Origin of the sequence: Paenibacillus sp. Leaf72 (assembly GCF_001422685.1) — a bacterium.
Classification (GTDB): domain Bacteria; phylum Bacillota; class Bacilli; order Paenibacillales; family Paenibacillaceae; genus Pristimantibacillus.
Genome location: NZ_LMLV01000001.1, coordinates 780296 through 805362, shown reverse-complemented (window position 1 = coordinate 805362; position 25067 = coordinate 780296). Strand labels below are relative to the sequence as shown.

General features: G+C 49.7%; 26 protein-coding genes and 1 pseudogene. 23 read left to right on the top strand and 4 right to left on the bottom strand.

What is annotated here, in order from left to right; translation table 11 throughout:
- Positions 1-78 precede the first annotated feature (78 nt).
- From ASF12_RS03590 to ASF12_RS03545, 10 genes are all read left to right on the top strand, one after another.
- Positions 79-918, top strand: a complete 840-nt coding sequence (locus ASF12_RS03590; protein WP_056029619.1) for an AraC family transcriptional regulator — start codon at positions 79-81, stop codon at positions 916-918.
- 114 nt (positions 919-1032) lie between these two features.
- Positions 1033-2142, top strand: a complete 1110-nt coding sequence (locus ASF12_RS03585) for a GerAB/ArcD/ProY family transporter (RefSeq protein ID WP_056029616.1) — start codon at positions 1033-1035, stop codon at positions 2140-2142.
- Between the two features lie 95 nt (positions 2143-2237).
- Positions 2238-3344 carry a GerAB/ArcD/ProY family transporter gene (locus ASF12_RS03580; RefSeq protein ID WP_056029613.1) on the top strand — a complete coding sequence of 369 codons (1107 nt, stop codon included), beginning with the start codon at positions 2238-2240 and terminating at the stop codon, positions 3342-3344.
- An 89-nt stretch (positions 3345-3433) separates the two neighbouring features.
- Positions 3434-4933, top strand: coding sequence for a spore germination protein (locus ASF12_RS03575; protein ID WP_046230013.1), 1500 nt, complete (start codon positions 3434-3436; stop codon positions 4931-4933).
- An 11-nt stretch (positions 4934-4944) separates the two neighbouring features.
- Complete coding sequence (locus tag ASF12_RS03570) at positions 4945-6165, top strand: Ger(x)C family spore germination protein (protein ID WP_056029611.1); 1221 nt, start codon at positions 4945-4947, stop codon at positions 6163-6165.
- Positions 6166-6175: 10 nt separating this feature from the next.
- Positions 6176-6403, top strand: coding sequence for a hypothetical protein (locus ASF12_RS03565; protein WP_056029609.1), 228 nt, complete (start codon positions 6176-6178; stop codon positions 6401-6403).
- Between the two features lie 17 nt (positions 6404-6420).
- Positions 6421-7521, top strand: a complete 1101-nt coding sequence (locus ASF12_RS03560) for a GerAB/ArcD/ProY family transporter (RefSeq protein WP_056029606.1) — start codon at positions 6421-6423, stop codon at positions 7519-7521.
- 138 nt (positions 7522-7659) lie between these two features.
- Entirely contained in the window at positions 7660-8058 is a 399-nt protein-coding gene (locus ASF12_RS03555) for a phage holin family protein (RefSeq protein WP_056029603.1), read from the top strand.
- Between the two features lie 90 nt (positions 8059-8148).
- Positions 8149-8544 (top strand): hypothetical protein, encoded by a 396-nt coding sequence (locus ASF12_RS03550; RefSeq protein WP_235533032.1) that lies wholly within the window; start codon positions 8149-8151, stop codon positions 8542-8544.
- A 192-nt stretch (positions 8545-8736) separates the two neighbouring features.
- Positions 8737-9126 carry a cytochrome c oxidase subunit II gene (locus tag ASF12_RS03545; protein WP_056029600.1) on the top strand — a complete coding sequence of 130 codons (390 nt, stop codon included), beginning with the start codon at positions 8737-8739 and terminating at the stop codon, positions 9124-9126.
- A 196-nt stretch (positions 9127-9322) separates the two neighbouring features.
- Here the strand turns inward: ASF12_RS03545 and ASF12_RS03540 are convergent, their stop codons facing one another.
- Entirely contained in the window at positions 9323-9580 is a 258-nt protein-coding gene (locus tag ASF12_RS03540; RefSeq protein WP_056029597.1) for a hypothetical protein, read from the bottom strand.
- Between the two features lie 111 nt (positions 9581-9691).
- Here ASF12_RS03540 and ASF12_RS03535 point away from each other — a divergent pair, with 111 nt between their 5' ends.
- The 6 genes from ASF12_RS03535 (at position 9692) to racE (ending at position 13760) form a co-directional block, all read left to right on the top strand.
- Complete coding sequence (locus ASF12_RS03535; protein ID WP_056029594.1) at positions 9692-9979, top strand: Dabb family protein; 288 nt, start codon at positions 9692-9694, stop codon at positions 9977-9979.
- Between the two features lie 207 nt (positions 9980-10186).
- Positions 10187-10627, top strand: coding sequence for a DUF86 domain-containing protein (locus tag ASF12_RS03530; RefSeq protein ID WP_056029591.1), 441 nt, complete (start codon positions 10187-10189; stop codon positions 10625-10627).
- 72 nt (positions 10628-10699) lie between these two features.
- Positions 10700-11371, top strand: coding sequence for a helix-turn-helix transcriptional regulator (locus ASF12_RS03525; RefSeq protein WP_056029588.1), 672 nt, complete (start codon positions 10700-10702; stop codon positions 11369-11371).
- A 182-nt stretch (positions 11372-11553) separates the two neighbouring features.
- Entirely contained in the window at positions 11554-11991 is a 438-nt protein-coding gene (locus ASF12_RS03520; protein WP_056029585.1) for a DUF948 domain-containing protein, read from the top strand.
- A 58-nt stretch (positions 11992-12049) separates the two neighbouring features.
- Positions 12050-12475, top strand: a complete 426-nt coding sequence (locus tag ASF12_RS03515; RefSeq protein ID WP_056029582.1) for a YtxH domain-containing protein — start codon at positions 12050-12052, stop codon at positions 12473-12475.
- Between the two features lie 475 nt (positions 12476-12950).
- Positions 12951-13760 (top strand): glutamate racemase, encoded by an 810-nt coding sequence (racE, locus tag ASF12_RS03510; RefSeq protein ID WP_056029580.1) that lies wholly within the window; start codon positions 12951-12953, stop codon positions 13758-13760.
- 173 nt (positions 13761-13933) lie between these two features.
- Here racE and ASF12_RS03505 read toward each other — a convergent pair.
- Positions 13934-14869: pseudogene (locus ASF12_RS03505) on the bottom strand (transposase); the annotation flags it as partial.
- A 137-nt stretch (positions 14870-15006) separates the two neighbouring features.
- Here ASF12_RS03505 and ASF12_RS03500 point away from each other — a divergent pair.
- The 5 genes from ASF12_RS03500 (at position 15007) to ASF12_RS03480 (ending at position 18600) form a co-directional block, all read left to right on the top strand.
- Positions 15007-15966, top strand: a complete 960-nt coding sequence (locus tag ASF12_RS03500; RefSeq protein WP_235533031.1) for a M14 family metallopeptidase — start codon at positions 15007-15009, stop codon at positions 15964-15966.
- 198 nt (positions 15967-16164) lie between these two features.
- Positions 16165-16401: a hypothetical protein gene (locus tag ASF12_RS03495; protein WP_056029577.1), complete on the top strand. Its 237-nt coding sequence runs from the start codon at positions 16165-16167 to the stop codon at positions 16399-16401.
- 51 nt (positions 16402-16452) lie between these two features.
- Entirely contained in the window at positions 16453-16755 is a 303-nt protein-coding gene (locus ASF12_RS03490; protein WP_056032761.1) for a hypothetical protein, read from the top strand.
- 44 nt (positions 16756-16799) lie between these two features.
- A complete protein-coding gene (locus ASF12_RS03485; protein ID WP_056029575.1) occupies positions 16800-17024 on the top strand; it encodes a DUF1450 domain-containing protein in 225 nt (74 codons plus the stop codon).
- A gap of 133 nt (positions 17025-17157) precedes the next feature.
- Entirely contained in the window at positions 17158-18600 is a 1443-nt protein-coding gene (locus tag ASF12_RS03480) for a S16 family serine protease (RefSeq protein ID WP_056029573.1), read from the top strand.
- 106 nt (positions 18601-18706) lie between these two features.
- Here the strand turns inward: ASF12_RS03480 and ASF12_RS03475 are convergent, their stop codons facing one another.
- Both ASF12_RS03475 and ASF12_RS03470 read right to left on the bottom strand, forming a co-directional pair.
- Entirely contained in the window at positions 18707-20788 is a 2082-nt protein-coding gene (locus ASF12_RS03475) for an LTA synthase family protein (RefSeq protein WP_056029569.1), read from the bottom strand.
- Positions 20789-20853: 65 nt separating this feature from the next.
- Positions 20854-22020 (bottom strand): THUMP domain-containing class I SAM-dependent RNA methyltransferase, encoded by a 1167-nt coding sequence (locus ASF12_RS03470; protein WP_056029566.1) that lies wholly within the window; start codon positions 22018-22020, stop codon positions 20854-20856.
- Positions 22021-22134: 114 nt separating this feature from the next.
- On the opposite strand from ASF12_RS03470, the gene ASF12_RS03465 reads away from it, so the two are divergent.
- Both ASF12_RS03465 and abc-f read left to right on the top strand, forming a co-directional pair.
- Complete coding sequence (locus tag ASF12_RS03465; protein WP_155972751.1) at positions 22135-22767, top strand: O-methyltransferase; 633 nt, start codon at positions 22135-22137, stop codon at positions 22765-22767.
- A gap of 465 nt (positions 22768-23232) precedes the next feature.
- A complete protein-coding gene (gene abc-f, locus ASF12_RS03455) occupies positions 23233-25002 on the top strand; it encodes a ribosomal protection-like ABC-F family protein (protein WP_056029558.1) in 1770 nt (589 codons plus the stop codon).
- The last annotated feature ends 65 nt before the right edge of the window (positions 25003-25067 follow it).

The window sequence follows — 25067 nt, the reverse complement described above, 5'->3', positions numbered from 1 at the left end:
AGTATTTCAGTGCGTATATACTATTATGTTGTGATCGATATGAAAATATTGCGCTCTTTGGCGAAAAGGAGCTAATCGATGCGTACCTACTATCAATTGCCCGAGCCGGCTGCCGGGCATTATGTCTGTTATCCGGATTTAGTCGGCCGATATAATGATTTTCCCCAGCATAACGAGCGGCGGGCCGCAGGGGCCATAACTGCCTATAATTTGCATATTGTCTGCTCTGGAAGCGGCTATGTCATGAAGGAGGGGCAGCGCGTCAGCCTAAAAGCGGGGGAGGGCTTCTTATATCCTCGGGGAGCTTACCAGCATTATGGAACCGATCCCGAGCAGCCATGGGATGTGCGCTGGATTCATTTTATGGTGCCGATGGAGCTTTTGCTGCTGCGGGCAGCGGATGCTTCCAGCGTGTGGCTGTTTGCCGTTTCGCAAGCTTCGCTTGCGCGTTTTGTGGAGCTGACAGAGGAGATGTACATGTTGTGCGGCAGCTTCGAGACGCGGCATGAACCGCGCATGTCAGCGCTTCTATATGAGCTGCTGGCGGAGCTTGCCCATAATTCGGAGCGCCTGGAGCACGATGCGCTGCCGCTCATCACCAAAAATGCGATTCGCGAAGCGGCAGATCTTATACGCGGCACGAGTGGACAAGCGTGGACGCTGCCGGAGATGGCAGCGCTGTGCGGCTACAGCCCGTATTATTTTTTGCGGCTATTCCGGCAGGTAATGGGGCGTACGCCGCAGCAATATTTGACCGCCTGCCGTATTGCCGCCGCCAAAAGCCTGCTAGTTGCGACCAGGCTGCCTGTCAGCGAAATCGCCAGCCGAACGGGATTTTCGCAATCCAGCTACTTCATTCGCGTATTTCGCAAAGCGGAAAACGTCTCCCCGAAAGCTTACCGCGAAATGTATAGCTAGCCTGCCGAGCTGATCTTGCCTTTCCCCGCGAATGCTGGATAATTATTCATCCTTGTGGACAAAATGGATAACGGCAGCAAGCCGACATTTTAAGCGCAAAGCGGGTGAAGCAACATGCAGCAGGGACAGCCATCGATAAGCGCAAGGCAGCTAGCTATCCTTGTTATTTATTTTATCATGGGCGATATGCAGTTGTTTTTACCCTCTCTTACAGCCGAATTCGCAGAAGAAGCCGCCTGGCTGTCCGGGTTAATAGGCCTGCCCATCGGACTTGGCATGGCTTGGTTTATATACAGCCTCAGCAAACATTTTCCGGATATGACGCTCATCGAAATGAATAATCAGGCTTTTGGCAAACTAGCCGGAAGCTTTGTTTCGCTGCTTTTTCTGGCGATGATGTTCAACACCTCGATTACCCAAATCAGGGAGATCGGTGATTTTGTCACCACACAAATATTGATTGAGACGCCAAATATCATGATCTGCCTTCTGATGATTTTTCCATTAGCGATCGCGATACATGGGGGAATTCGAGCGGTCGGTCGAGCGGGCGAAACGATATTTCCCTTATTTGTATTGGTGTTTGTACTGCTCCTGCTGTTGCTCCTGCCGAGTTTGAAGCCTACTGAACTTTTGCCTATCTGGGGTGCGGGCGCTTCCGGCATTATGAAGGGCTCATTATTTTTTGTTGGTTTTCCTTTTTGCGAGCTATTCGCTTTTTTGATGATTTTTCCGAATGTTGTTCAAAGCAAACACCGTGCCCGTGACTATATGCTAGGGGTTATGATAGGCGGGCTGGCGATTTGGATTATGATTTTGCTGTGCTTGCTAGTGCTCGGTACTTACATCACCCAACATTCTTTCTATTCCCCGTACATTATGTCGAAAAAAATCAACATCGGCAACTTCGTTCAGCGGATGGAGGCGATTTTTGCAATCAGCTTCATTATTACCGCCTATTTTCGCAGTTTAATCTACGGTTATGCCTTCGTTCTCGGCGTATCGCGGTTGTTCAAGCTTCGAGATTTTCGAATATTAACGGTTCCCTTCGCATTTATGGCGTTGGGTTATTCTTATATGGTGACGCCGGGAATAGTGTTTCTTAATACGTTAGCCGTACCCTGGGTGCTCTGGATTTTGACGTATTCGCCGGGGCTGCTGCTGCTTGGCTGGGGACTTGCAAAACTGCGGGGCAAGCTGCCAATGAAGGAGACGGCCGAATAGCCGGCAACAGCAAAAATCCATTTATGGATAATTCAACATCTTGCTGGACAAAATGGATTACGGCTATATTTCAAACGCAAAGCGGGTGATACGAAGTGCAGCGCGAACAACAAACGATTAGCGTGAGGCAGCTAGCCATCCTCGTTATATTTTTCATTATTGGCGATATGCAGCTATATCTGCCTCCCTTGACAGCTGCTTTTGCAAAACAATCAGCCTGGATGTCGGGGTTAATTGGCGTGCCATTTGGTGTTGGAGCTGCTTGGTTTATTTTCAGAATCAGCAAACGGTTTCCAGGGAAAACCCTAATCGATATTAATAATCAAGCATTTGGAAAAATAGCCGGTGGACTTCTATCCCTCGTATTTCTCGTAATGATGTTTAATACTTCGATTACTCAGGTTCGGGAAATCGCGGATTTTGTAACGACGCAAATGATGACGGAGACGCCGCAGCTAGTCATTTGCCTGCTGCTGGTTTTGCCGATTACGCTTGCCATTCGCGGTGGGATCACGACGATTGCTCGACTGGGCGAGGTGGTCTTCCCGCTTTTTTCCGCTTTGTTTATTTTGCTCATTATTTTGCTTATCCCAAAAATAGATTTTACTCAACTGCTGCCGATCGAGGTAACGGGATTTCCGGGCATCGTGAAGGGGGCGCTTTTTTTTATCGCATTTCCTTTTTGCGAAATGTTCGCATTCCTGATGATTTTCGATAGCGTGGAGGAAAGCGAACACGCTGCCCGTGATTATTTGCTGGCTGCTCTTGCTGCAGGTATAGCCATTTGGGTAATTATTGTGCTGTGTATATGCGTTCTGGGGGTATTTGCTACTGAACATACCGTCTATTCGCCCTATGTGATGGCTAAGAAAATCAATATCGGCGACTTTGTGCAGCGTCTGGAAGCGGTGCTGGCGATTGATTATATCATTTCCACTTATTTTCGATGCATCATATATGGCTATGCTTTTGTACGGGGGCTGCAGCAGCTGTTTAAGCTTCAGGACCATCGTTTTATGATGCGTCCATTTGGGTTTCTTATTGTCGGCTATGCTTATTTTTTGGCACCGGGCATCGTTGCTTTTGTACAATTCGATGTGGCGTGGCTGTTCTGGGTGTTTACTTACTCGCCGGGGCTGCTGCTGCTAAGTTATATAGCCGCCCGATTGAGACAGGGCTGGAGCAAGAAAGGAGAGGGCTAGCGTGAATGGATTTCCAATTATAAGGAATAATTGGAAGTCCTCTTGGACAATATATGCAATTATGTGCAGCTTGGGGAGGTGGTTTGTAGATGAACGCTTCTGTGGATAAGCGGCTGGATCGGAAATTAATGAGCAATCTCTCGTTCATCAGAGCCAGCTTTGGCAACAGCCAGGATCTCGTGATTAAAGAAATGAATAATGACAATGGCTTGCAAGCGGCGCTTGTTTATATGGATGGATTAACGGATTCCACTGTGATTCATCATGTTATATTGGATTATTTTATGTCTGAGGAGCAAACGGCGAGCCGCAAAAGCGGCAATAGGCTGTTATATTTGAAAAATGCGGTGCTCGCGGTCGGTGAAACCGTTACGATCAGCGAATGGGACCCGTTATTTTATCAACTGCTGTCCGGCTGGGCTGTTCTGTTATTGGCAGACAGTCCAGATGCGATTTGTGTAGCCGCCGAGGGCTGGAAGGATCGCAATGTCAGCGAGCCTACCTCCCAGGTTGTCGTTAGGGGTCCAATGGAAGCTTTTACTGAAAATATTGCTACCAATAGAGCGCTCATTCGGCGGAAGATCAAGGACCCGCAGCTGTGGACAGAAGGCATGGAAATTGGCAAGATTACAAAAACCTCCGTATCGATTATGTATCTGCGCAATGTAGCGGATGAGAAGATCGTGGAGGAAGTGAGAAAGCGACTTGGTGAAATCAATATCGACGGTATTCTGGAGAGTGGCTATATTGAGGAGCTGATTCAGGATACTGCACTGACGCCCTTTGCTACGATCTACAATACGGAACGGCCTGATACGATTGCAGCCGGTCTTCTGGAAGGCCGAGTTGCGATTTTGGTAGATGGTACGCCCTTTGTGCTGCTGGTTCCGGCGCTGTTTATTCAATTTTTCCAATCAGCGGAAGATTATTATCAACGGGCGGACATCAGTACTCTGCTGAGGATTCTGCGGTTTATTGCTTTTATGATTACGCTGCTTGCTCCGTCGCTTTATATCGCCATAACGACCTTTCATCAAGAAATGCTTCCGACGAGCCTGCTTATTAATTTGGCGGCTCAGCGTGAGGGAGTGCCTTTTCCAGCCTTTATTGAAGCGCTTGCGATGGAGCTCACATTCGAAATTTTGCGGGAAGCTGGCGTGCGAATGCCGAAAACCGTTGGTCAAGCGGTCTCGATCGTCGGTACGCTCGTTATTGGACAAGCCGCTGTAGACGCGGGCATCGTCTCGGCGGCGATGGTCATTATCGTATCGATTACGGCGATATCGAGCTTTGTCATTCCGGCTACGAGCATGTCGATATCGGTACGGATGATTCGTTTCGTCTTAATGGGGCTTGCCGCTTCCTTTGGTCTATTCGGCATTTTGCTGGGCTATATTTTGCTCGTTCTGCATTTGAATAGTCTGCAATCGTTCGGCATTCCCTATATGCAGTCGTTTTCCCCATTCATATGGAGCAATCAGAAGGATACGCTGTTTCGGCTGCCCTGGACGAAAATGCGAACGCGCGCTGTTGCAACCGCAGAGAAAAATTTGGTTCGGCAAAGACCGAGGAACAAACAGAAAATTTAGGGGGATAAAGCATGAGCAGATTTACTTGGCGAGCAGGCAAACTGCTCTTGCTAATGCTGGTATGGTCAATTGCAGCTTCTGCAGTCAGCGGCTGCTGGAATCGGCGGGAGCTGGATACGCTCGGCATTCAGCTGGGAACGGCCATTGACAAGGTTGGCAATCAATACCGGGTCTCCGTTCAGGTTGTTATTCCTAGCGAGCTGTCGGCAAAGGCGGGCGGGGGAGGGCGCTCGCCGGTTGCCATGTATGAGGCGACCGCCCCAACCGTATTTGAAGCGTTCCGCAAACTGACGGAAACCAGCTCGCGAAAAATATATTCCGCGCATATCCGGGTGCTGATCATTGGGGAATCGCTGGCGAGGGAAGGGATAGCCAATGTGCTTGACCTGCTGTCACGGAATCCTGAAGCCCGTACGGATTTTTATTTAATGATTGCGCATGATGCACCGGCGAATCAAATTTTGAAAATTTTGACGTCGCTGGAGAAAATTCCGGCGGAAAATTTATTTTATGCGCTGGATACATCTGCCAAAACATGGGCACCCACGACAACGGTTACGATTGAAAGTTTGATCGAACAGCTTGTTACAGACGGAATTAGCCCTGTGTTGACCGGAGTTCGGCTGGAAGGCAAAGCCCGGCAAGGGGAAAATATTTCGAATATCCAGCAAGCGGATTCACGAACGCGTACCCGAATTACCGGGCTTGCTGTTTTTCATTCTGACAAGCTTATTGGCTGGCTCAATGAAAATTATAGCAAGGGCTACAATTATATAATGGATAACGTGACAAGCACCGTAGGCCATCAGACCTGTCCAGATGGCGGTTATATTGTCATGGAAGTATTGCGCAATAAAACGAAGCTTATCCCCAAGGTCGTGGACGGCAAGCCGGTCATTAAGGTGAAGATGAAGCAGGTGGCATCGGTAGCCGATGTGGAATGCAAAATCGATTTAACGAAACCGGAAACGATCAAAATGCTTGAAGAAAACGGAAAGCAGAGGATAAGGGGGGTCATTCAGGGAGCTGTTGAGCATGTTCAGAAAACCTATAATTCCGATATATTTGGCTTTGGTAATACGTTTCATGAATACAAGCCAAAGCAGTGGGAGAAGTGGAAGGATGACTGGGATGAGCTGTTTCCCCAGGTCAAGCTGGAATATGACATTGAGCTTCAGATTCCGAAGGTCGGCACGACAAATGATGCGTTTCAAAACTATTTGAAGAAATGAGGAAGGCTAAGTGGCTGGAATTCTGATTATATCGGCTCTGGCCATAACGCTTGCGGTCATCGAGCTGCCGAAGCTCGCGAAAAAAGGCTGGAAAAAAGAAATTTTTGTTTATCTGATTATGCTGGCGGGGGGTGCTTTTTTTAGTATATGTGCCTTCAACCAAATCAGATTGCCTAGTCCACTAAATATTATTGTGTACATTTATAAGCCGCTGGAAAACTGGTTTAATGCATTTTAAGTCGAGGGGGTGAGGGCATGCCGAAGCAGGGAAGCATAAGCGCTAGACAAATGGCTGTACTCGTTCTATTTTTCATCGTGGGCGATATGTTCTGGTTTATTCCGACCTTGCTTGCTTCCATTCTGGACTCGGATGCCTGGATTCCCTCTTTGCTAAGCATGTTCTCAGGACTTGTCGTCGTCTGGTTTGTAGATAAGTGCTACCGCCTTTTTCCGGGGCTTACATTGATTGAGATTCATCGAGCTGCTCTAGGAAAATGGCTGGGCGGCTTATGCAGCCTGTTTTTCTTATTTCTGCTTTTTAATGCCATTGGTACCCAATTGAGAGTTGTTGGTGACTTTGTTACAACTCAAATGATGCCGGAAACGCCGGTACGAGTAATCGTGCTTATGATTACTATTCTAGTTGTCATTACCTTGAGGGCTGGTCTGGTTGTTTTTGCAAAATCGGCCGAGATTTTTATCGTGGGTTTGGTGCTGATGTTCATCATGTTCATTGTTATGCTGCTTCCAGAAGCTTCACTCTCCAATCTACTGCCTGTTTTTCATCATAAAGCAGCGGACTATGGCAAAGGCGTACTGTATGCAACCTCTTTTCCCTTTTTTCAAATGGTTACCTTTTTTATGCTCTTTCCTTTCATGAAGCAGACAAACAGCTGGACAAGAGATTTTATGCTGGTCTCCCTAGTAGCGAGCTGTTCCTTATTTCTGATCGTTATTATGTCGCTGCTCGTGCTGGGCGATTATATGACGGAGCATCAAATTTATGCCGCGTACGCCATGGCCAAAAGAATTAGCATTGGCCGATTTATAGAACGTGTAGAGGCTGTATTGGTCATCAGCTATATCGTTTCGACCTATGTGAAAATGTCAATTAATGCGTTTGCCTTTGTATACGGCCTATCTCAATTTCTTGGCCTGCGAGAACAACGTGCAATTATATTTCCATTCGGCTTGCTGATGTTTGGGCTGGCTTATACCATTGGTCCCAACATTCCGTATATTAATAGCTTTGTTACGATTTGGCCTTTTTGGGATTTGACCAATATGTTGATTTTGGCGCTGGCAGCCGTCATCATGGTAGTGTTTAAGAAAGGGAGGGTAAGCAATATTGGCTAATGAAAGGAAAAATCTATTAGATCAGGATGGCGGATGGAAGAGCTTTGCTTAGTTATCCGCATATTTAATAGAATGAACAGACCATCCCTAATCTCTCTGCATACGATATTGTATGGATTGAGAAGAGGAGGATACCTGATGCCTGGGTTTGTATATTTTTGCTCCATTTGTGCGTTTCTGGGGTCTATTGTGACATTTGCTTTTGGTGTATGGATGGAATCGCTTACACTGCTGATCGTCGTTATGGCTATTGACTATGTGACTGGTGTGTCTGCATCTTTAAAGGAGGGTCGAGGCCTTAACAGTTCATTTGGAGCATGGGGAATTGCTCGCAAAGGGCTTATGCTGCTCGTTATACTCATCGCACACCGTGTAGATCTATTGTTGGATGCTAATAATATGACAATGGGAGCGGCTATTTATTTTTATATTGCCAATGAACTGATCTCTATTACTGAAAATTACGGAAGATTGGGTTTGCCGCTTCCGGATAAAATTCGTCAAATGATTGAAATTTTAAAGGATAAAAATAAGTAAACGTTGGGCAATGTAGCACTTGTATAAACCGGCTCACTTTGTATATAATAGGAACAAGTGTTCTTATTGAGAAGGGGGCTGTTTATTTCGATGAAGCCATTGGAGAAACCGACTGCGCGTGTGCTAGTTATGAGGCGTCAACCGATTCAGAGAGAGGAGGAGCTTGTGCTGGCAAGGCGTTATGTGCTGCTTGGCATCATTGTACGGATTCTGGATCATGATATACGTGTGCTTCATTCAAGCGAAGCCAAGCTTCCAAAGCTTTATGAGACGATGCTGCTTGGCTTGCAGGACCGTGTGTTGCTGGAGCTTACTGCTCTTCGTAAACAGCTGAGAAGCAAGGGCATTGAAATGGTTGAAGAGAAGCGAAGTGAGGATGGGCTGGAGGCGCAGTATATTTGTCGAGGGTACCGCCACCGTTTCATTCTGTTATGGGGATATATTCGTTCGGAATCGGAGCAGTTGCTTCGAACGTATTGTCGATAATAATAAGAACTGCTTTACAAATGAAATGTCAAGCAACACCCTAGCTGCTTTTAGCGGCAATTGAGAAAAGTTCATCATTTTGTCATAATCACCAAAAAAGTTTTCCCCTTAATCAGTTTAAGCTTGAGTACATAGGACGATCTTATGTAATATAAGAAGTAAACATTAGATAGTAAAGGGGAGTACGTTGTAATGCATAAGTGGATTATGTTTGTATTAATGACAGCGGCATCACTGCTAGGTGTTTATTTGCTAACAGCAGGCTTGCCGGCAAAGCCAGTGGATGAATCTGCTTCACTGCCTGAAGGTACGGTTTTGGTAAACGTACAAGCCAACGCCGATTTCACTTTTGATCAAACAGAATATAAAGTGAAGGTTGGAGACAAAGTCATTCTTCGTCTGAAAAACAAAAGCGGTATTCACGGTTTGAAAATTGATGAGCTGAATGTTGATCTTGAAGGCGAAAAGCTGGAAACGAATATTGAGTTCGACAAGCCAGGCGAATATGTGATGCATTGCTCCGTTCCATGCGGTACGGGTCATATGGAGATGAAGACGAAGCTAATTGTAGAAGCGGCTTAATAAACGAATTTTTCATTAAAAAGAGAAGGTGCTTTGGGGCGCTTTCTGCACATAGGTTTTATAAACAAGAAGAGGAGCCGACTGGCTCCTCTTTTTAAAAATATAAGCATGTATAAGTTTCCCCCTTGTAATCGGCTTATATTTCACCCTCGAAACGGTAGCTTTGCCGCCAGAGGACGGTTTTCGGCCGTTGATGCTAGGCGCGATAACGCGTTCTGGACGAGGTTCGGTACACGATGACGTCGGCAATCAATCCGAGCAGCGCCCATGTAGCAACAGTAAGTACATACATAAGCATCACACTTACCTCATGAACATCGATAAACAAGTCAACGAACCAGGCTGGGACGCTGAACATAAAGAACACCATATTATGCGGGTCGTAGCCGGTTGAATTGTACAGGCATAAAGCCAGTCCAATCAGGGCGGCGATGGCTGTAAATTTATAACGCATGTTAAATCAGTCCTCTCTTATCGGATTAACGTTGCCGGATTGCGGCTGCTTGGGTTATTATGTGACAAAAGGGTTTAAGCAATTCCACTAGTCGAAGGGAGTAATACGATAATGATTACGCATATTGTTTTGTTTAAACTAAAGGATAACAGCGCCGAGAGCGTGGAAACGACCGCACAGGTGCTTCGCAATATGGAAGGTAAAATTGACGAATTAAAATCGATTACGGTTGGCCTGGACGTCCTGCATTCCGAACGTTCTTATGATATTGGCCTGATTACAACTTTCGAATCGCTTGATGCATTGGCGGCTTATCAGGTTCATCCGGTACACCAGAAAGTAATTGAGCATATGACCCAGGTTCGCGAAGCATCTGTAAGCATCGATTTTGAAAGCTAAGGCGCTGCGAGAAAATTAGCGGTACTTTATTTCGTCGCTGTCTCCAAGACACGCCAGCCTTAAGAGAGGACGTTAATGGCAATGGGAGAAGACTTATATCAAATAATGACGTATTTGTTCGTCATTATTGCCAGCAGCATTATTATGGTCGCTGTGCTGAAGCGCAAGGCCAAAAAGAAGAAGTAACGATAAAGGTGGCGAAACGGTATGTATTACGTGAATCGCGAACAAATTGCGGTGAGGCTTAATGCAATTCCTGATATTTCTGAGGCACTGACCTTCATTGCAGCCGAGTGGAATGGCAGCATGCTGCAAGGACTGGCACAGGAGCGGGCGCTGCATCTTGCAGTTGAAACCGTTACCGATGTCGGCAGCTATCTTATTGACGGATTTATGATGCGTGATGCGAGCAGTTATGAGGATATTGTGGATGTGACTGGAGCGGAAGGCGTGTTTTCCGCAGAGCTGCTGCCGACGTTCAAGCAATTGGTACAGCTGCGCAGGCCGCTCGTTCAGCAGTATTATGAATGGCAGCGCGGCGAGCTGCATCCGCTAACCAGTCAGCTAGCTCCGCAATTGCTGCGTTTCAAACAGGAAGTGGAGCTTTATCTGGAGCGCGAGCTGGTTGATTTTGAGGGAAAAGTTTAAACCGAATCGTACACACCATACTTTTAGAATATGTTACAATACCTGTAACAAGCGTTCGAAGGTGGCGATAGGATGAAGCAGCAAAATCAACGAAGCGCCGGTCCTGCGCCGGATAAGAGAACGTCTCCAGGCTCTACGCGCCAGCGCATTTTGCATTTGCTCAAGATGAATGGCTCTATGAATGCCGCGCAGCTTGCAAGCGAGCTTGCGCTGACTGAAATGGCCGTCAGGCGACATATGTACGCACTTGAAGAGGAACAAGCTATACAAATTGTGATGGTCAAGCAGGCAATGGGAAGACCGCTGCATCGATACGAGCTTACCTCACACGCGGATGACCGTTTTCCAAAAAACTACCATACGCTGACGCTTGATTTACTCGGTGAGCTGGCAGACGAGGCAGCTACAGCAGGCCTTATTACCCGCATGTTTGAAGGCCGCAAGCAGAAGCTGCTGGAGCGTTATGCTCCGCGCATGGCGGGCAAAGCACTGGAGCAGAAGGTGCTGGAGCTTGCAGCTATTCAAAATGCCGGAGGTTATATGGTTGAGGTCGAGCCGGCAGGCGAGGGGCATTTTGTATTAAATGAGTATAACTGCCCAATCGCTCAGGTAGCGAATCAATACCAGCAGGCTTGCAGCTGTGAGCTGACGTTATTTCAGTCGCTGCTTCATGCAGAGGTAGAGCGGACCGAATGCCTCGCTAAAGGCGGGACCAAGTGCACGTACAAAATAAGTGCCGTATAGGTTTTATATAGGGTCTATATACGTTTAAGGAAGAAACCGATGGACAGGCAGGTCATATGACCTTGCTCTAGCCATCGGTTTTTTTGCATGCCGTTGTGTCAAGACAAGCCCATGCTGCTTATAATGGCATTACGAAATGGGCAGATGCCCTGCTCTGGTTTACAACGGGAGGTGAACGGGCGATGAACCTTATAGCGGGATGCGCGATTGCAGCTACATTAGCATTTATTGGGTTAGTGGTGGGCGTATTGCTTGGCTTGCGCAAAGGGCTGATTCAGCTCGAAAGCTTGCGCACAAGCGCCGACGAGCTACGGGGACAGCTGCAGCATACAGCGGCTGAGACAGTCGCTTTAATGGAGCCGGCTAAGCAATCCCTCCTGCTGGTGCACCAGCAGCTGCAAAATGTCCAATCTTTGTTCTCAGCGGCAGGGCAAATTGGCGAGACGATCGAGCAAACGACAGAAACCGTAAGCCGGGTCTCCTCGCTATTGTCCGAATCCGCTGCCCAGCATATAGCGAAGGCTGACACGAGAAATAAGGCAAAAGAAGCGATGGAATGGGCAGAGCTAGGTATGCTGGCGTGGCAGCTTTGGCAAACTAAGCGCAAGCATAATAGCTGAAAGCAATAACGGCGCGGAAATGGCGGAATGCGCCGCAATAATGAAGGGAGCGAATCGTATGGCAAAGCAGAAGCAAACGAAAGGATTTTTGTTGGGGGCATTGGCAGGTACGGTTGCAGGAACCGTTACAGCGCTGCTGCTCGCTCCAAAAGCAGGCAAGGAGCTGCGTGAGGATATTGCAGGCGGCGTTCAAGATTTGAGTGAAAAAACGGTTAGAGCAGTAGAGCAGTGCGGCGAGAAAACGACTAGGGCGGCAAGACAGCTGGGCGATAAAGCGGTACACATCGCGGATTATGCCAAGGATGGAGCAGAGGCTCTCATTAGCAGCGCGCGTACATGGAGAAAAGGCGGGCCTCAATTAACGACGGAGGCTGCTGGCGAATTGGGGCAACTAGAAGACTTAGTGGAAGCAGCAAGCCTTTCGGAGGAGCTGGCATCTGAGGGAACAGCTGAAACGGTAGCAGCGGAAGCGATTGAAAAATAGTGCGTCGACGACCGCGTTGTAAAGCTGTGTTATATAAGGAATAGAGCAGCAACCATGCATGGAGCCTGCCTTAATAGGGAGCAGGCTCTTTCCTTTTACACAAATATAAGCATGTATAAGCTTCACACTTATAATGGGCTTATATTTCAACGCGAAACGGTAATTAGCCGCCAAAGGACGGCGACAACCGTTTCACCTTGAAATATAGGAAAGGATTTCGTAACGATAACCATTCTCTATATTTCTCGGAATGAAACGCGCCGCACCGCCAAAGGACGGCGACAACCGTTTCACCTTGTCAGCTGCTGTCCATATTTTCCAGGGTGCGTATTGCGCCGCTTCTTAAGCGTAATTCTTGTAGGCTGTCCATAATTGAGATAAGATGTAGGTACGTTTTGATAGCTGAAAACATATGCTATTGATGTCTTATTCTCCTCATGAGCGACTACAATACGTTTAAGAAAGCGGTGTGTTTGTGCAGCAACCGATTGCCATACTTGATTCAGGCGTGGGCGGGCTTACCGTCGCCAAGGAAGTCATGCGCCAACTGCCGCGTGAAAAAATTATTTATTTTGGGGATACGGCTCGAACACCATATGGACCTCGTCCTTCGCAGGAAGTCGTTCAATTCACACGGGAAATTGTCGATTATTTAATCCAGTTTCGACCGAAAATGATTATTATAGCTTGCAACACCGCTACAGCGGTTGCACTGGAGGATATACGTTCTAGAGTAAACATACCTGTCATTGGTGTTATCAATCCTGGGGCAAGAGCGGCCATCAAGCGCACCCAGACGGGCTGTATTGGAGTCATTGGTACAGAGGGAACAGTAAGAAGCGGCGCTTATGAACAAGCGCTCAAGGAGCTGTCGCCAAGCGTACGCGTTATAAGCGAGGCTTGTCCGTTATTTGTTCCGCTTGTGGAGCGGGGCAATTTTCGTTCCAGCGAAACGTATGAGACGATTCGCCGATCTATCGGACACTTAAGCCTATATCCGATGGATTGCCTTATTTTAGGCTGTACGCATTATCCTTTTTTGACAGAAGCGATCGCTGAAGTTGTTGGCTCCCGCATAGAGCTGATCAGTTCCGCAGACGAGACGGCTCGTGATATTAGTACGATCCTTCATGATAAGGGTCAGCTTTCCCGAGGAGAAGTGCTGCCTGTTCATCAGTTTTTCTCCAGCGGCGACCCAATAATGTTCAAAGCCATTGCCCAGCAATGGCTTGGCGAGCAGATTGAGCTGACGCCTGTCGTATGGCAGGTGCCAACGATCGGATAACGGCTCTAGCCGTTTCTGCCATCCTTCGAATAAGCTTTCCAAGCCGCTGGCAAGTGGCAGAGGCCACTGAAAAACTTGTGATTTTAGAGGAGAGCAATCAAGCACAAAATAAAAGACGACCCAAATTCCCGTTTTAAGGAATATCGGTCGTTTTTTCGCTTTCTAGACAGGCCATCTGAATAAGCCGAATCCCCAATGACCGTTCTGACTTCCATCCCTGTGGCCTGACTTTTTTCGATCAGCGCTTGCAGCTGCTTGCCGTCACTCTTTTCGCCTGTTGTGACAATAGCCGCTGTAATGATTCGTTCTTCGGTCATCGCAATATGGGTTTTATAACCAAAAAATGAAGAATCCGCGCTCTTATGGCCGACCCTTGCATCTTGGTCTTCCGAGATTCGAAGCTGCTCAAGGTCATCTGCAACCGTTTCTTTAAGCAGATTTAATGGTTCTTTTATCTTAGGCAGCGCACAGATACCTCCCTCAGCTTCAATCACATCGATGAGCTTTTGACAATAAGCGATTTCATCCTCCACTACATCGTTCGTGTTCTTTGCTGGGGAGTTGGCCTTCAAGGATTCATCGATCTTGTATTCGGCTTTTCTTAGCTTTTTGGAACGATCCTGAAGGATTTCCCGTGGGGACTTCTGATTGTACCGAGCTTTTGTATGGGTCGCGTCGACGATGATCGCTTTACTCTGGATTACACCTTTCTCGATTGCAATGGCTACCGTTTTGTTGATCAGCAGGTCCAGCAGATTCATATCCTTTAGCCGCAACTTGCGGAACTTGGTTAACGAACGGGAGTCAATCACCGACTCTTCTGGGGCCATATCCAGAAAGTACTTAAACGACATGTCGTATGTAGATCGCTCGACAAGATCACCGTCAGACAATTCAAAAAGGGCTTTAAGCAGCAAGTACTTAAACATCCGGATCGGGTCGATAGCATTTCTACCCTTGTTCAGGCAATAGTTTACTTTCAGTTCTTCATATACAAAAGAAAAGTAAACGAGCTCATTGATTTGTCGCAGCATATTATCCTTGGGTATAACCAGTTTGTAAAGTTCAATATATGGACTGACAACCAGCGTTTGCTGCATTTGAATCATTAGCTCACCTGCTTTCCTGTATTCCTTTCATTAATACAAGAAAAAAGGTACATTCTCCTCATTTTTCATGAGTGAATGTACCTTTCTTGCTTCAAAAGGACTTTTTCAGTGGCCTCCAAGTGGCATGGGAGGCTTTTTTGCCGAATATAATTCAGGAGAGGCAATTTTGGAGCGAGGTGAGGAATACGGTTAATGTAGTGTGGGAAAATAAATACGGTTATCAGGAGCTGCTCGCGAACTGCCGCGAGCTGACGCAAACGTACCCATTTGTCACCGTTCATACGATTGGGCATAGCGTGCTCGGCAAGCCCATTGTTGCGCTGCGCTGCGGAACGGGTGCAAGAAGCATTCATATGAATGGAGCCTTCCATGCGAATGAATGGATTACGTCGGCTATGCTTATGCGATTCGTAGGGGATTATGCTGCGTCATGCGCTGAAGGCCGCTCGATCTGCGGCGAGCTGGCTTTGCGGCTGCATGAGGAGACGACGCTGTGGGCCGTGCCTATGGTCAATCCGGATGGCGTAGAGCTTGCGCAGCAAGGGGCGCTGCCTACCCACCCGTTTTATTCCCAGCTCATGGCGTGGAATGAAGGCAGGGAGTCCTTTGCCGAATGGAAAGCCAATGCGCGCGGCGTCGATTTGAATGACCAGTTTCCGGCACATTGGGAGGAAGAGTGCCAGCGGCGCGAAGTTCAGGGGCCTGGTCCGCGCGATTATCCGGGACCGTATCCGTTAAGTGAGCCAGAAGCGATGGCGATGGCGAATTTAACGACAGCACAGCGTTTTGACTTGACCGTCGCCCTGCACACGCAGGGAGAGGAAATATATTGGAACTATCGCGGCTATGAGCCAAAGGAATCCGAGCAGCTGGCGGAGCGGCTAGCCCTCGTCAGCGGTTATAAGCCAGTGAAGCTGACAGGCAGCGATGCTGGCTATAAAGATTGGTTTATCCAGCGATTTAGAAGGCCAGGCTTTACGATTGAAGCGGGACGGGGAGAAAATCCGCTGCCGCCTCAGCAGCTGCCCGCCATCTATGAGGCGGTGAAGCCGCTTCTTGTGGAGGCGTTGTCGCTTCACCGGGAACGGGAGCTTTAGCCATTTTCTAATTTAAACGCTATGCGCAAAGCAGAGCGCGAATAGCCGCAGGAAATGAAGCGCAGCTTCGATTTTCTGCGGCTATTGCTGGTTGAACAGGATGGAGGAAGAGGAGTGCCCGCCTTTAGTCCAGCTTTGCAGCAGGGATGATTATGCTATAATGAAGGCGAAAAATAACAATGAAAGGCGGCGAATGACATGCGGAAATTTTTATCGCTCCGGCATTGGCAGCGCACGTTCAGCCGAATTTTTCAACTGCTTCGCTCCAAGGAGGTTTCCTGGAAAGACAAGCTGTTGTTCCTTGTCCCGGTGCTGCTGTATTGGGTTTTGCCTGACGCATTGCCCTATTTGCCGTTTGATGATATAGCCGTGACAATGATTGTTGCAGAATGGTTTGCCCGCAGAACCGAGAACAAGTATAATAGGATAAGTTAAAATTTTTTTTCTAATTGCTGGTTAGACAAATGAAGGAGTGTTTAAGTGATGATGACAGTCAAAATTTCGCGCAATGCGGCAAAAATATTGAAGCTTGAGCTGGACAAGCCTGAGAATGAAGGCAAGAAACTTCGCGTATATGTGACGCATTCCCACGGCGACCATGCGCACTATGGCATGGGCATCGATGATCCAACGGATAAGGATGTTGTCGTTTCCACAGATAAAGATATCGATGTTATTTTGGAGAAGGACAACAAATTTCTTGACGGCATTCGCATTGACTACTTCTATGTGCCGGAAGAAGGCTTTGCCATTACGAACCCTTCCCAAGGCAATCACGGCGACCACTAACAGGCCGTGAGACCGAAGACAATACGGAAGTAGGACTAACAATAATGGCAAATGATATAATGGTATGTGATAAATGCAGGTTTTATCAGGTTAAGACGCTAGTGCCGAAGCTGCAAAAGCTAGCGCCCGATGCGGAAATTCGGGTTGGCTGCAAATCCTATTGCGGGCCTTGCGCAAGGTCGCCATTTATTTTTATTAATGGACGTTATATAAAAGGCGCTACTGAAGATGAAGCCATTGAGAAGGCCAAACGTTACATTAAAGGATAGTCAACATACGGCAGCAGGGAAGAGACTCAACATCTGTTGGGTCTTTTTTTGCCAATTGAAGCGTGAGCGGGCATTGCCATTCTTTGAAGGCAGTGCCCGCTTATGCTTTAATATTTGAGGAGGTTGAGTGAGCATGCGTCGTTTCCGCTATTATATCGCTGGATTGATTTTGGCCTTGCTGTACATTGCAGCTGCCGAGCTAATCTGGCTCCCTGCTCCGCTTAAGCTGGCCGCTTCTGGCATGCTTTGGATTGATATGATTAACTGGCTGCTCTATGCGCTCGCTTTCATTCCATTGCTCTGGCTGGTTGGCGGCTGCCGAGGCATTGTGGAGCGGGTGAATCGTAGCGGCGGTTTTGCTCGCGTTGCCACGATTCGTTTCGAGCGGCTGCTTGCAGTCGTTCAATATGGCATCGCTCTGCTCGGTGTGTCCGCTATCGGATGCATTGCTATTTTTCCGCAAAGGTTAATACTGTCGCTGCCGCTCATCGGGGGTATGCTGCTGATTGTATGCATTGAAATGGTTTGGAGCGAGCTGCTTGCGCGCCGCAGTATGGAGAAGCGGGGAGGGCGCTGGCCTAAAACCTTTATTTGGATGCTGGGCTCTGGGCTAGCCGCTGCTTTTGTACTGGTGTACCCGACAAATTATATCGTCACTTATCCGGGCCTTACGATGAACATGAACCGCTATGCCCATGTCGAAGGAGGAGCCGCTGGAGGCAGCATTAGCGGCGTGCTGGTGTTTGATCGGCCTGCAGTGCCTGCGGACTGGCTGTACAGTCTGGTGCTGCCGGAATATACGTTTGAGCGCAAGCCTGAGAACGAGCCTTCCTTGTCAGAGTCCTATACACTCGTTTCGACGATGAAAACAGATGCGAACAGTGTGGCCGCTGCGATTGCCGAGGGCAAGGCGGGCATAGGAAATGGCGTAACAACGACGGGGGTCCGCATTGTCGGCATGACGAAGGATGCCATTGCTCAGGGCGCACTCGTTCCTGGCGATTTAATCGTCAGCTTGAATGGCAAGGGGGTGGAGAGTGTGACGGAACTGACCTCCATTATGGCAGATCCAGCCTTTGTTATACCGGGAGAAACGGTTCAAGTCGGTGTTCAAAGAGGGACGTTAGCAGAAAAGTTAACGCTTGAGGTGAAGACAGCGGCGGCTGCTGCGACCGATCAATTGCCTGTGCGCGCCGTATTCGGCATTTCGGTGCAAAATGAACTGAAGCTGGATGCCCCTAGGCCTGTCAGCTATTATTCGTATATTGCCCATATCGGCGGGCCGTCCCATGGCGCCATGCTCACGCTGGCGCTTCTGGATCAGCTTACGCCAGGCGGGGTGACACATGGGCTGCAAGTCGCTGGCACCGGCACGATAGAGCCGGATGGCTCGGTGGGCCTCGTTGGCGGTGTGCCGCAGAAGGCCTATGCGGTGAGCCGGACCGATGCGGATGTGTTCTTCGTACCGGCAGAGCTTGAGCAGGAGGCGAAGAGCGCAGCGCCTGAGCTGCTTGTCGTGCCGGTCAGGACCATTGACGATATTTTGCTCTGGCTGCAAACCCACGGGAAATCCTGACCGCAGGGTAAAAAATAAACCGGGGGCTTGCTGCTTAAAGGCCAGCCCCATAAAAATGCCCCATGGCATCGCCGCTTGTATTGCGGCCTGTCATGGGGCATTTGCTTTATTTTCGAGCGGCTATTTGGGTGCTGCCGACTCGAACCATGCTTTTATCATAAAGCGCGGGGATTAAATTATGGATGACCAGAAGGTCCGACATGGACAGCTCAGTTTGCGCGTCTGCCCTCAGGTTAAGGCATGGAGCCAGTTCGCCAGGTGATTGTTCCGCAACGTTCCAGCATGTGCCATTCTCGGCAAGCCCATCAGCGGAAGGGATATAATAAACGTCGCCATTCGTAAATGCGCCATTGCGCAGCACAACAAGCTTGCTGTTTTGCTGCGGCTGACGCATGCTTTCCGTAATAAGCGGCGTTCCAATCATCGCAAGCTTGCTTGACGATATTCCAAGCAAATGCAGCAGCGTTGGCGTGACATCAAGCTGTCCGCTCGGAGCGGTATAGGCTCCTGCATAACGATCGTCTGGCAAATGGACGAGCAACGGCACCTGCTTAACGATTTGTTCCCGCTCCAGCTCATTTAACGGTTTGCCCAGAAACGCTTCAAACAAGCTCCAATCGCTGATCGAATTATCATGATCGCCATACATGGCAAATATCGTATGATCCCAAAGCCCTTCCTGCTGAAGCCGTTCAATAAGCTCGCCAAGCGCTTCATCCACGTAATGGATTGCTTGCAAATAATCGCCCATTATCGTGCCCTCAAGCTCGCCGAGCGAAAGCGTCTGTTCAGCTGCGGGAATTTGATAGGGGTGATGGCTGGACAGCGTGATCAGAAAGGAATGAAACGGCTGCGGCTGCTCGGCAATTTGGTCAAGCGATTGGCGAAAAAAGGATTTATCTCCAAGCGACCAGCCGATCGGCTCGTCCAGCTCGTATTGTTTTTTGCTCACAAAAGCATCGTATTTCATATTCGCGTACATGGTATTGCGGTTCCAGAAGCTTCCTTCGTAGGCATGAAAAACGCTAGTGTAGTAGCCGTTATTATGCAGCATCTGCGGCAAGCATTGGAATTCATTCCCGGCATATTGAATAAATACCGAGCCGCTGGCGAGCGGCTGAAGCGAGCAATTGCTGGCAAAATCCGCGTCCGACGTTCGGCCCTGCGCGGTCTGGTGATAAAAGGAGCTGAAATAGGCGCTGCTCTTGACCAGCTTATTGATGTTCGGCGTTATTTCCTGGCCGTTGAACGACTTGCCAATCATAAAGTTCTGGAAAGCTTCTGCCTGTACCAAAATAATATTGCTGCCTTTATACGCGCCAAAGCTTAAGTCCCGCTCCAGCTTGGCGCGCGATTGCCCGGATTGCTCCGTCCAGGCGAGCACCTGTGAAGTCGTCTCGGCAGAGACAGCTTCTGCATTCAGCCAATGCAGCGCCGCATAACGATACAGATCATAGCCGTGAAAGCCTAGTGCGCCTGTCACATTATAAAGTGATAAATTCCACCAATTGCTTTCGAATAATCCTTTTGCCCATGTGCGCTTGGCATCGTTAATGCCGCCAAAGGTCACCATTAATCCGATGGTCAGCAGGGCGAAGCTTAACAATAAACGCGGTGCTTTTGCTCGCCAATGCGGCTGCTTGCTGCGCTGGGGTAAAGCGGCCTCAGCGTTTGTGTCAGCTTTCATGGCAACAGATACGGCAGTTGGCTCGGCAGCGCGCCACTTCCATGCCAGCAGAACGGCATAACCAAGCAGCAGCGGGATATCGGCCAACAATATAAAATCTTTCACTTCCAGCAGCGTAGCAATGCTGCCCCCAAGGGCCTCCACCTGCCCGGCCTGCAGCAGGACGGGCACGGAAATCAAATCCTCGAAGTAGCGATAATAAATTAAATCGGCATACAAAATAGCCGAGAACAGGGCATTCATTGCGAATAACGCAAAGAATCTGCCCCGCAGCGGCAGCAGCAGCGTCCAGAAGCTGCAAAGCGCAAGGGTGCCGATGGCGATTTTGACATCATAGACATTCATTTTCATATTGGGCACAGCTATAAATAAATCAAAGGCATATAGCTTGAGCAGAAGCACTCCGAAAAAAAGCAGCAGTTCCGCGCCATAGGGACGCCGTCCCCAGCGGGCTGCTGCTTGCAAGCTGTTGGTTAGAGCTTTGTATCTTTTTTGATGCATGAATTGAAAGTCCCTCTCTTAGTGTCCCTTTCCTCTCCCAAAAAGCGATTCTATTTCTCTATTTATTATTTTTCTGATGATTGGGATTTGCGGTTTGCATATAGGCCGCCTGGTCCGAAAAACTGGTAATAGTTGCATTCAATCCGCCCGTTGAACAGCTTGCGTTTCTTGTCGGCAGGGCGGCCCATATAATGCTCGATAGCAGCAACAGGCGTAAAAGCGAAAAATGACCAGGTCGGCAAATGGAGCGCCGACATGCCGAACTGGCGCAGCGCCGCTTCCGCCTCGCGATCATCGCCGAGTCGCTCCCCGTATGGCGGATTGGTCACGATGACGCCGTATTCGCCCTCGGGCTTAATTTTCGCGGCTGGCATGACGCTCAGCTTAATGTCTTTGCCGAAGCCGGCTTTTTTAATATTGGCTGTCGCGATTTCGATGGCGCCGGGGTCAATATCCGAACCGGCAATTTGCAGCGCCACATCATCCTTCACCGCATCAAAGGCTTCTTCACGCGCCGTTTCCCACAGCTGGTCCGGCACTAGCGGCCAGCCCTCGCTGTTGAAGGAGCGGCGCAGCCCTGGAGCGACGTTCCACGCCAGCATAGCGGCCTCAATCAGAATGGTGCCCGACCCGCAGAACGGGTCGTAGAGCGGACGCTCCGGCTGCCAGCGGCTAATTTGCAGCAGCGCAGCTGCCATCGTCTCGCGCAGCGGCGCTTCCGTCGCTACATTGCGATAGCCGCGCTTATGCAGGCCAGCTCCTGTCGTATCAAGTGTCAGCTGCGCGCGATCATTAAGCAGCGTAACTTCGATGACGTAGCGGCCTTCATTTTCCGGAAACCACTCGGTTGCGTAGCGCTCTTTCATTTTTTCTACGACTGCCTTCTTCACGACGCTCTGGCAGGCAGGAACGCTGGACAGCTGCGACTTGTGGGAACGTCCGTCCACCGGAAATTCGCCATCTCCGGGAATCCAGTCAGGCCAGTTTAGCGCCTTCGTGCCTTCGAACAGCTCCTCGAAGGTGGTCGCCTGAAATTCGCCCATCTTGACCAAAATCCGTCCTGCCGAGCGCAGCCATAAGTTGGTGCGGCAAATATCGATCGGTTCAGCCGGGAAAGTAATGCGTCCATTTTCTACTGTCAAGTCGGTATAGCCAAGCTCCTTGAGCTCGCGTGCGACAATCGCCTCAAGGCCCATCGGCGTCGTTGCGATCAATTCAATTTTCGTTGTCATTCGTGTCACTCTCTCCTTCGTATGTAAAGCGCAGTTGAATCCTCACGGTCAAAATCATACAATCAAGTATAGTAAACGCAGCTTGTTTTGACAAATGAAAGGATGAGTAAAAAAATGTCGATCGAAAATGAACAATATGCAGACAGCTTATATAAGGAAGATTTGGACCTGATTCGGGTGCGCGAAACCCTTGCTGCAAACGGGATGCCGGACATTTCCGTCGCTGATGGCTACGGCCGGCTGCTGACGATGCTGGTCGCCATGTCAGGAGCGAAGCAGCTGCTCGAAGTTGGGGCACTTGGCGGCTATAGCGGTATTTGCCTGCTGCGGGGAGCGGGAGAAGGCGGGCGGCTGACGTCGCTGGAGCTCAAAGCGGAATACGCGGAGGTCGCGCGCGGCAATGTGGAGGCAGCGGGCTATGGACAGGCCGTCACGTTCAAAATCGGCGATGGCAAAGCGAGCATGGAGCAGCTTAAAGCAGAGGGTCGGCAGTTTGATTTTTTCTTTATCGATGCGGATAAGGAAGGTTATCCCGTGTATTTGGAATATGCGCTCGCTTTAGCGACGCCAGGAGCCGTTATCGTAGGCGACAATGTGTTTTTGCGTGGGCGGACTATGAATACGGCCAGAGTTGGCCCGGCTATACAAGCCGTGAGGGCGTTCAATGAGCGGATTGCAAATGACGAGCGGCTGCTTAGCACAGTGCTGCCCGGCTATGATGGACTGGCCATAGCGATTGTAAAATAGCGGGGCAGGGGGCTGGAAAGCCCTGTCTGTTGAGCGCTGCTGCAACTGTCTGCGCCCGCCTGCTGTTGTTCCCAAGAGGGAACGCAGGGGGTGGAACGAAGGTTGACGCTTGCAAGCTAATTATTTTATAATGATGGGGAATTAAAATCAGCGCCCCGCGAGAGAGGGAACGGTGTCCGAGGATCATGAGAAAATAACCTATTCGTTCAGAAGCTTATAAATGACAACTTATGATTGATCAAAAGTTCATTTTCTGAAGATAGGATTATTGCGCCCATTTCCGGACATGCCTCATACGTTTCGCTCGCGTTTTTTTGCCAGAGGACGGCGACAGCCGTTTCACCTTGACGCGCTTGTTTGCTGCTATACCTGAACAGGGATAGCTGCATGCTTTTTCGGAAATGGCTATAATTGGCGAATAATCCTCTTCAGATCGACACTTATTCGAGCTGGGGAGGTTTTTTTATGGGAAAATTAGAGGTTAGGCATATAGAAATAGCAGTACAGGATCGATTGTTAGGCAGGCTGGATGGTGTCTGGGAGCTGGGAGCTCGCGATCGCGTCGGCATTATCGGCGTTAATGGAGCGGGCAAATCGACGCTGCTGGCTGTGCTGGCGGGCAGGCTGGAGCCGGATAAAGGCACAGTGACCCGCAGCGGCTCTGCTGCCGAGCTGCGTCAGGCAGCGGGCTATCGGGGCGAGGCAGCGGCAGATGAGCAAGTAGAGCAGCAGCTCTCTGGTGTGCCCAGCGGTGAGCATGAGCTGCAAGTGGGAGCTATTCTCCGCTCTCGCCACAGCGAAGGAGAGAACGCCAGCCGCTGGCAGGCGCTGGATGCGGGGGAAGCGAAAGGCTTTGGCAGCGGAGGCGAGAAGACGAGGACGGCGATAGCTGAGCTGTTCGCTAGCGGAGCGGAAATATTGTTTGCGGATGAGCCGACGAGCCATTTGGATGCGGCAGGCATTCGCCAACTGGAAGATGCCTTCACCGCGTATCCGGGAGCCGTCATCTTCGTTTCCCATGACCGCGAGCTGCTGGACCATGTGTGCACCTCGATCATCGAGCTGGAGGATGGAGAAATCCTTATTTTCAAAGGCAATTATTCGGCTTATAAGCGGGAAAAGGAAGCGAAGCGGGCCCGCGCCGTTTTTGAATATGAGCAATATGCCAAGGAGAAGAGCCGTCTGCTGGATTCGCTAGCCAAAGTACGCCAGTCGGCGCAGGGCATCAGCCACAAGCCGAAGCGAATGAGCTATAAGGAGGCGAATCTTGGGCTTGAAGGCATGCGCAGCTCGCAAGCGAAGCTGAACAAGGCGGCGGATGCGCTGGAAAGCCGCTTGGAGCGGCTGGAGGTGAAGCAGAAGCCGGCAGAGCTGGAAATGCCTTTATTCGATGCGCAGGTGCACGAGCCTTGCCGCAGCAAGCATGTGCTGCGGCTGGAGCAGCTGGAGGCCGGGCTATCAGAGGACCGCTGGCTGTTCCGTGAGCTGTCCGTTCAAATAAAGCCAGGCATGCGCATCGCGCTTGTAGGCGGCAATGGAGCGGGCAAAACGACGCTGCTTCGAAGCATTTACGAGCAAGCGGAAGGGGTTGCAGCCGCACCGTCTTGCCGAATGGGCTATTTTCGCCAAAATTTATCGCTGCTGGATGAATCCAAAAATGTTTTGCAAAACGTGCTGGCATCAGCCGTCTATCCCGATGCGCATGTGCGAACCGTGTTGGCAAGAACCTTGTTCAAGGGCGAGGATGTGTTTAAGCAGGTGGCGCTGCTCAGTGGCGGCGAACGGGTGAAGGCGGCGCTTGCGAAGCTGCTGTTGGGGCGGCATAATACGCTGCTGCTCGATGAACCTTCCAATTATTTGGATATTTACGCTCGCGAGCAGCTGGAAGAGACGCTTCGAGCTTACCCCGGCACGATTATATTTGCATCGCATGATCGGCGCTTGGTTAGCGGGGCGGCGACGCATATCCTGCAACTGCTCGGTGACGGGGAATGGCGCTTTAGCGAGAACGAAGCGCCTGACCATGGCGGCGCAGCTGCCGACAACCCGGCAGCTGCAGGAACAGGAGCAGCGCAAGCGAGCGTGGAGCGGGAAGAGCTGCGGCTGAGGCTGGAGCAAGAATTCGCCGAGACGTTGGCGCGGCTGTCGCTGCCGCAGCGTTCAGCCGAGGAGAAGGCGGCGCTGGAGCTGAAATTCAGCGCGCTGGTCGCTAAGCGCAAGGAGCTGAAGCTTTAAAGCGCGGCTAATCGTGCAAGAGCAAGAGCAAGTCGCGCAAGCTTTATTTTTCATGGCGGAAACGT

Bases quoted from the DNA above. Each gene is read 5' to 3' on its own strand.
- ASF12_RS03590 (WP_056029619.1), top strand. From the start codon at position 79: ATGCGTACCTACTATCAATTGCCCGAGCCGGCTGCCGGGCATTATGTC.
- ASF12_RS03585 (WP_056029616.1), top strand. From the start codon at position 1,033: ATGCAGCAGGGACAGCCATCGATAAGCGCAAGGCAGCTAGCTATCCTT.
- ASF12_RS03575 (WP_046230013.1), top strand. From the start codon at position 3,434: ATGAACGCTTCTGTGGATAAGCGGCTGGATCGGAAATTAATGAGCAAT.
- ASF12_RS03570 (WP_056029611.1), top strand. From the start codon at position 4,945: ATGAGCAGATTTACTTGGCGAGCAGGCAAACTGCTCTTGCTAATGCTG.
- ASF12_RS03560 (WP_056029606.1), top strand. From the start codon at position 6,421: ATGCCGAAGCAGGGAAGCATAAGCGCTAGACAAATGGCTGTACTCGTT.
- ASF12_RS03555 (WP_056029603.1), top strand. From the start codon at position 7,660: ATGCCTGGGTTTGTATATTTTTGCTCCATTTGTGCGTTTCTGGGGTCT.
- ASF12_RS03550 (WP_235533032.1), top strand. From the start codon at position 8,149: ATGAAGCCATTGGAGAAACCGACTGCGCGTGTGCTAGTTATGAGGCGT.
- ASF12_RS03545 (WP_056029600.1), top strand. From the start codon at position 8,737: ATGCATAAGTGGATTATGTTTGTATTAATGACAGCGGCATCACTGCTA.
- ASF12_RS03540 (WP_056029597.1), bottom strand. From the start codon at position 9,580: ATGCGTTATAAATTTACAGCCATCGCCGCCCTGATTGGACTGGCTTTA.
- ASF12_RS03535 (WP_056029594.1), top strand. From the start codon at position 9,692: ATGATTACGCATATTGTTTTGTTTAAACTAAAGGATAACAGCGCCGAG.
- ASF12_RS03530 (WP_056029591.1), top strand. From the start codon at position 10,187: ATGTATTACGTGAATCGCGAACAAATTGCGGTGAGGCTTAATGCAATT.
- ASF12_RS03525 (WP_056029588.1), top strand. From the start codon at position 10,700: ATGAAGCAGCAAAATCAACGAAGCGCCGGTCCTGCGCCGGATAAGAGA.
- ASF12_RS03520 (WP_056029585.1), top strand. From the start codon at position 11,554: ATGAACCTTATAGCGGGATGCGCGATTGCAGCTACATTAGCATTTATT.
- ASF12_RS03515 (WP_056029582.1), top strand. From the start codon at position 12,050: ATGGCAAAGCAGAAGCAAACGAAAGGATTTTTGTTGGGGGCATTGGCA.
- ASF12_RS03495 (WP_056029577.1), top strand. From the start codon at position 16,165: ATGCGGAAATTTTTATCGCTCCGGCATTGGCAGCGCACGTTCAGCCGA.
- ASF12_RS03490 (WP_056032761.1), top strand. From the start codon at position 16,453: ATGACAGTCAAAATTTCGCGCAATGCGGCAAAAATATTGAAGCTTGAG.
- ASF12_RS03485 (WP_056029575.1), top strand. From the start codon at position 16,800: ATGGCAAATGATATAATGGTATGTGATAAATGCAGGTTTTATCAGGTT.
- ASF12_RS03480 (WP_056029573.1), top strand. From the start codon at position 17,158: ATGCGTCGTTTCCGCTATTATATCGCTGGATTGATTTTGGCCTTGCTG.
- ASF12_RS03475 (WP_056029569.1), bottom strand. From the start codon at position 20,788: ATGCATCAAAAAAGATACAAAGCTCTAACCAACAGCTTGCAAGCAGCA.
- ASF12_RS03470 (WP_056029566.1), bottom strand. From the start codon at position 22,020: ATGACAACGAAAATTGAATTGATCGCAACGACGCCGATGGGCCTTGAG.
- ASF12_RS03465 (WP_155972751.1), top strand. From the start codon at position 22,135: ATGTCGATCGAAAATGAACAATATGCAGACAGCTTATATAAGGAAGAT.
- abc-f (WP_056029558.1), top strand. From the start codon at position 23,233: ATGGGAAAATTAGAGGTTAGGCATATAGAAATAGCAGTACAGGATCGA.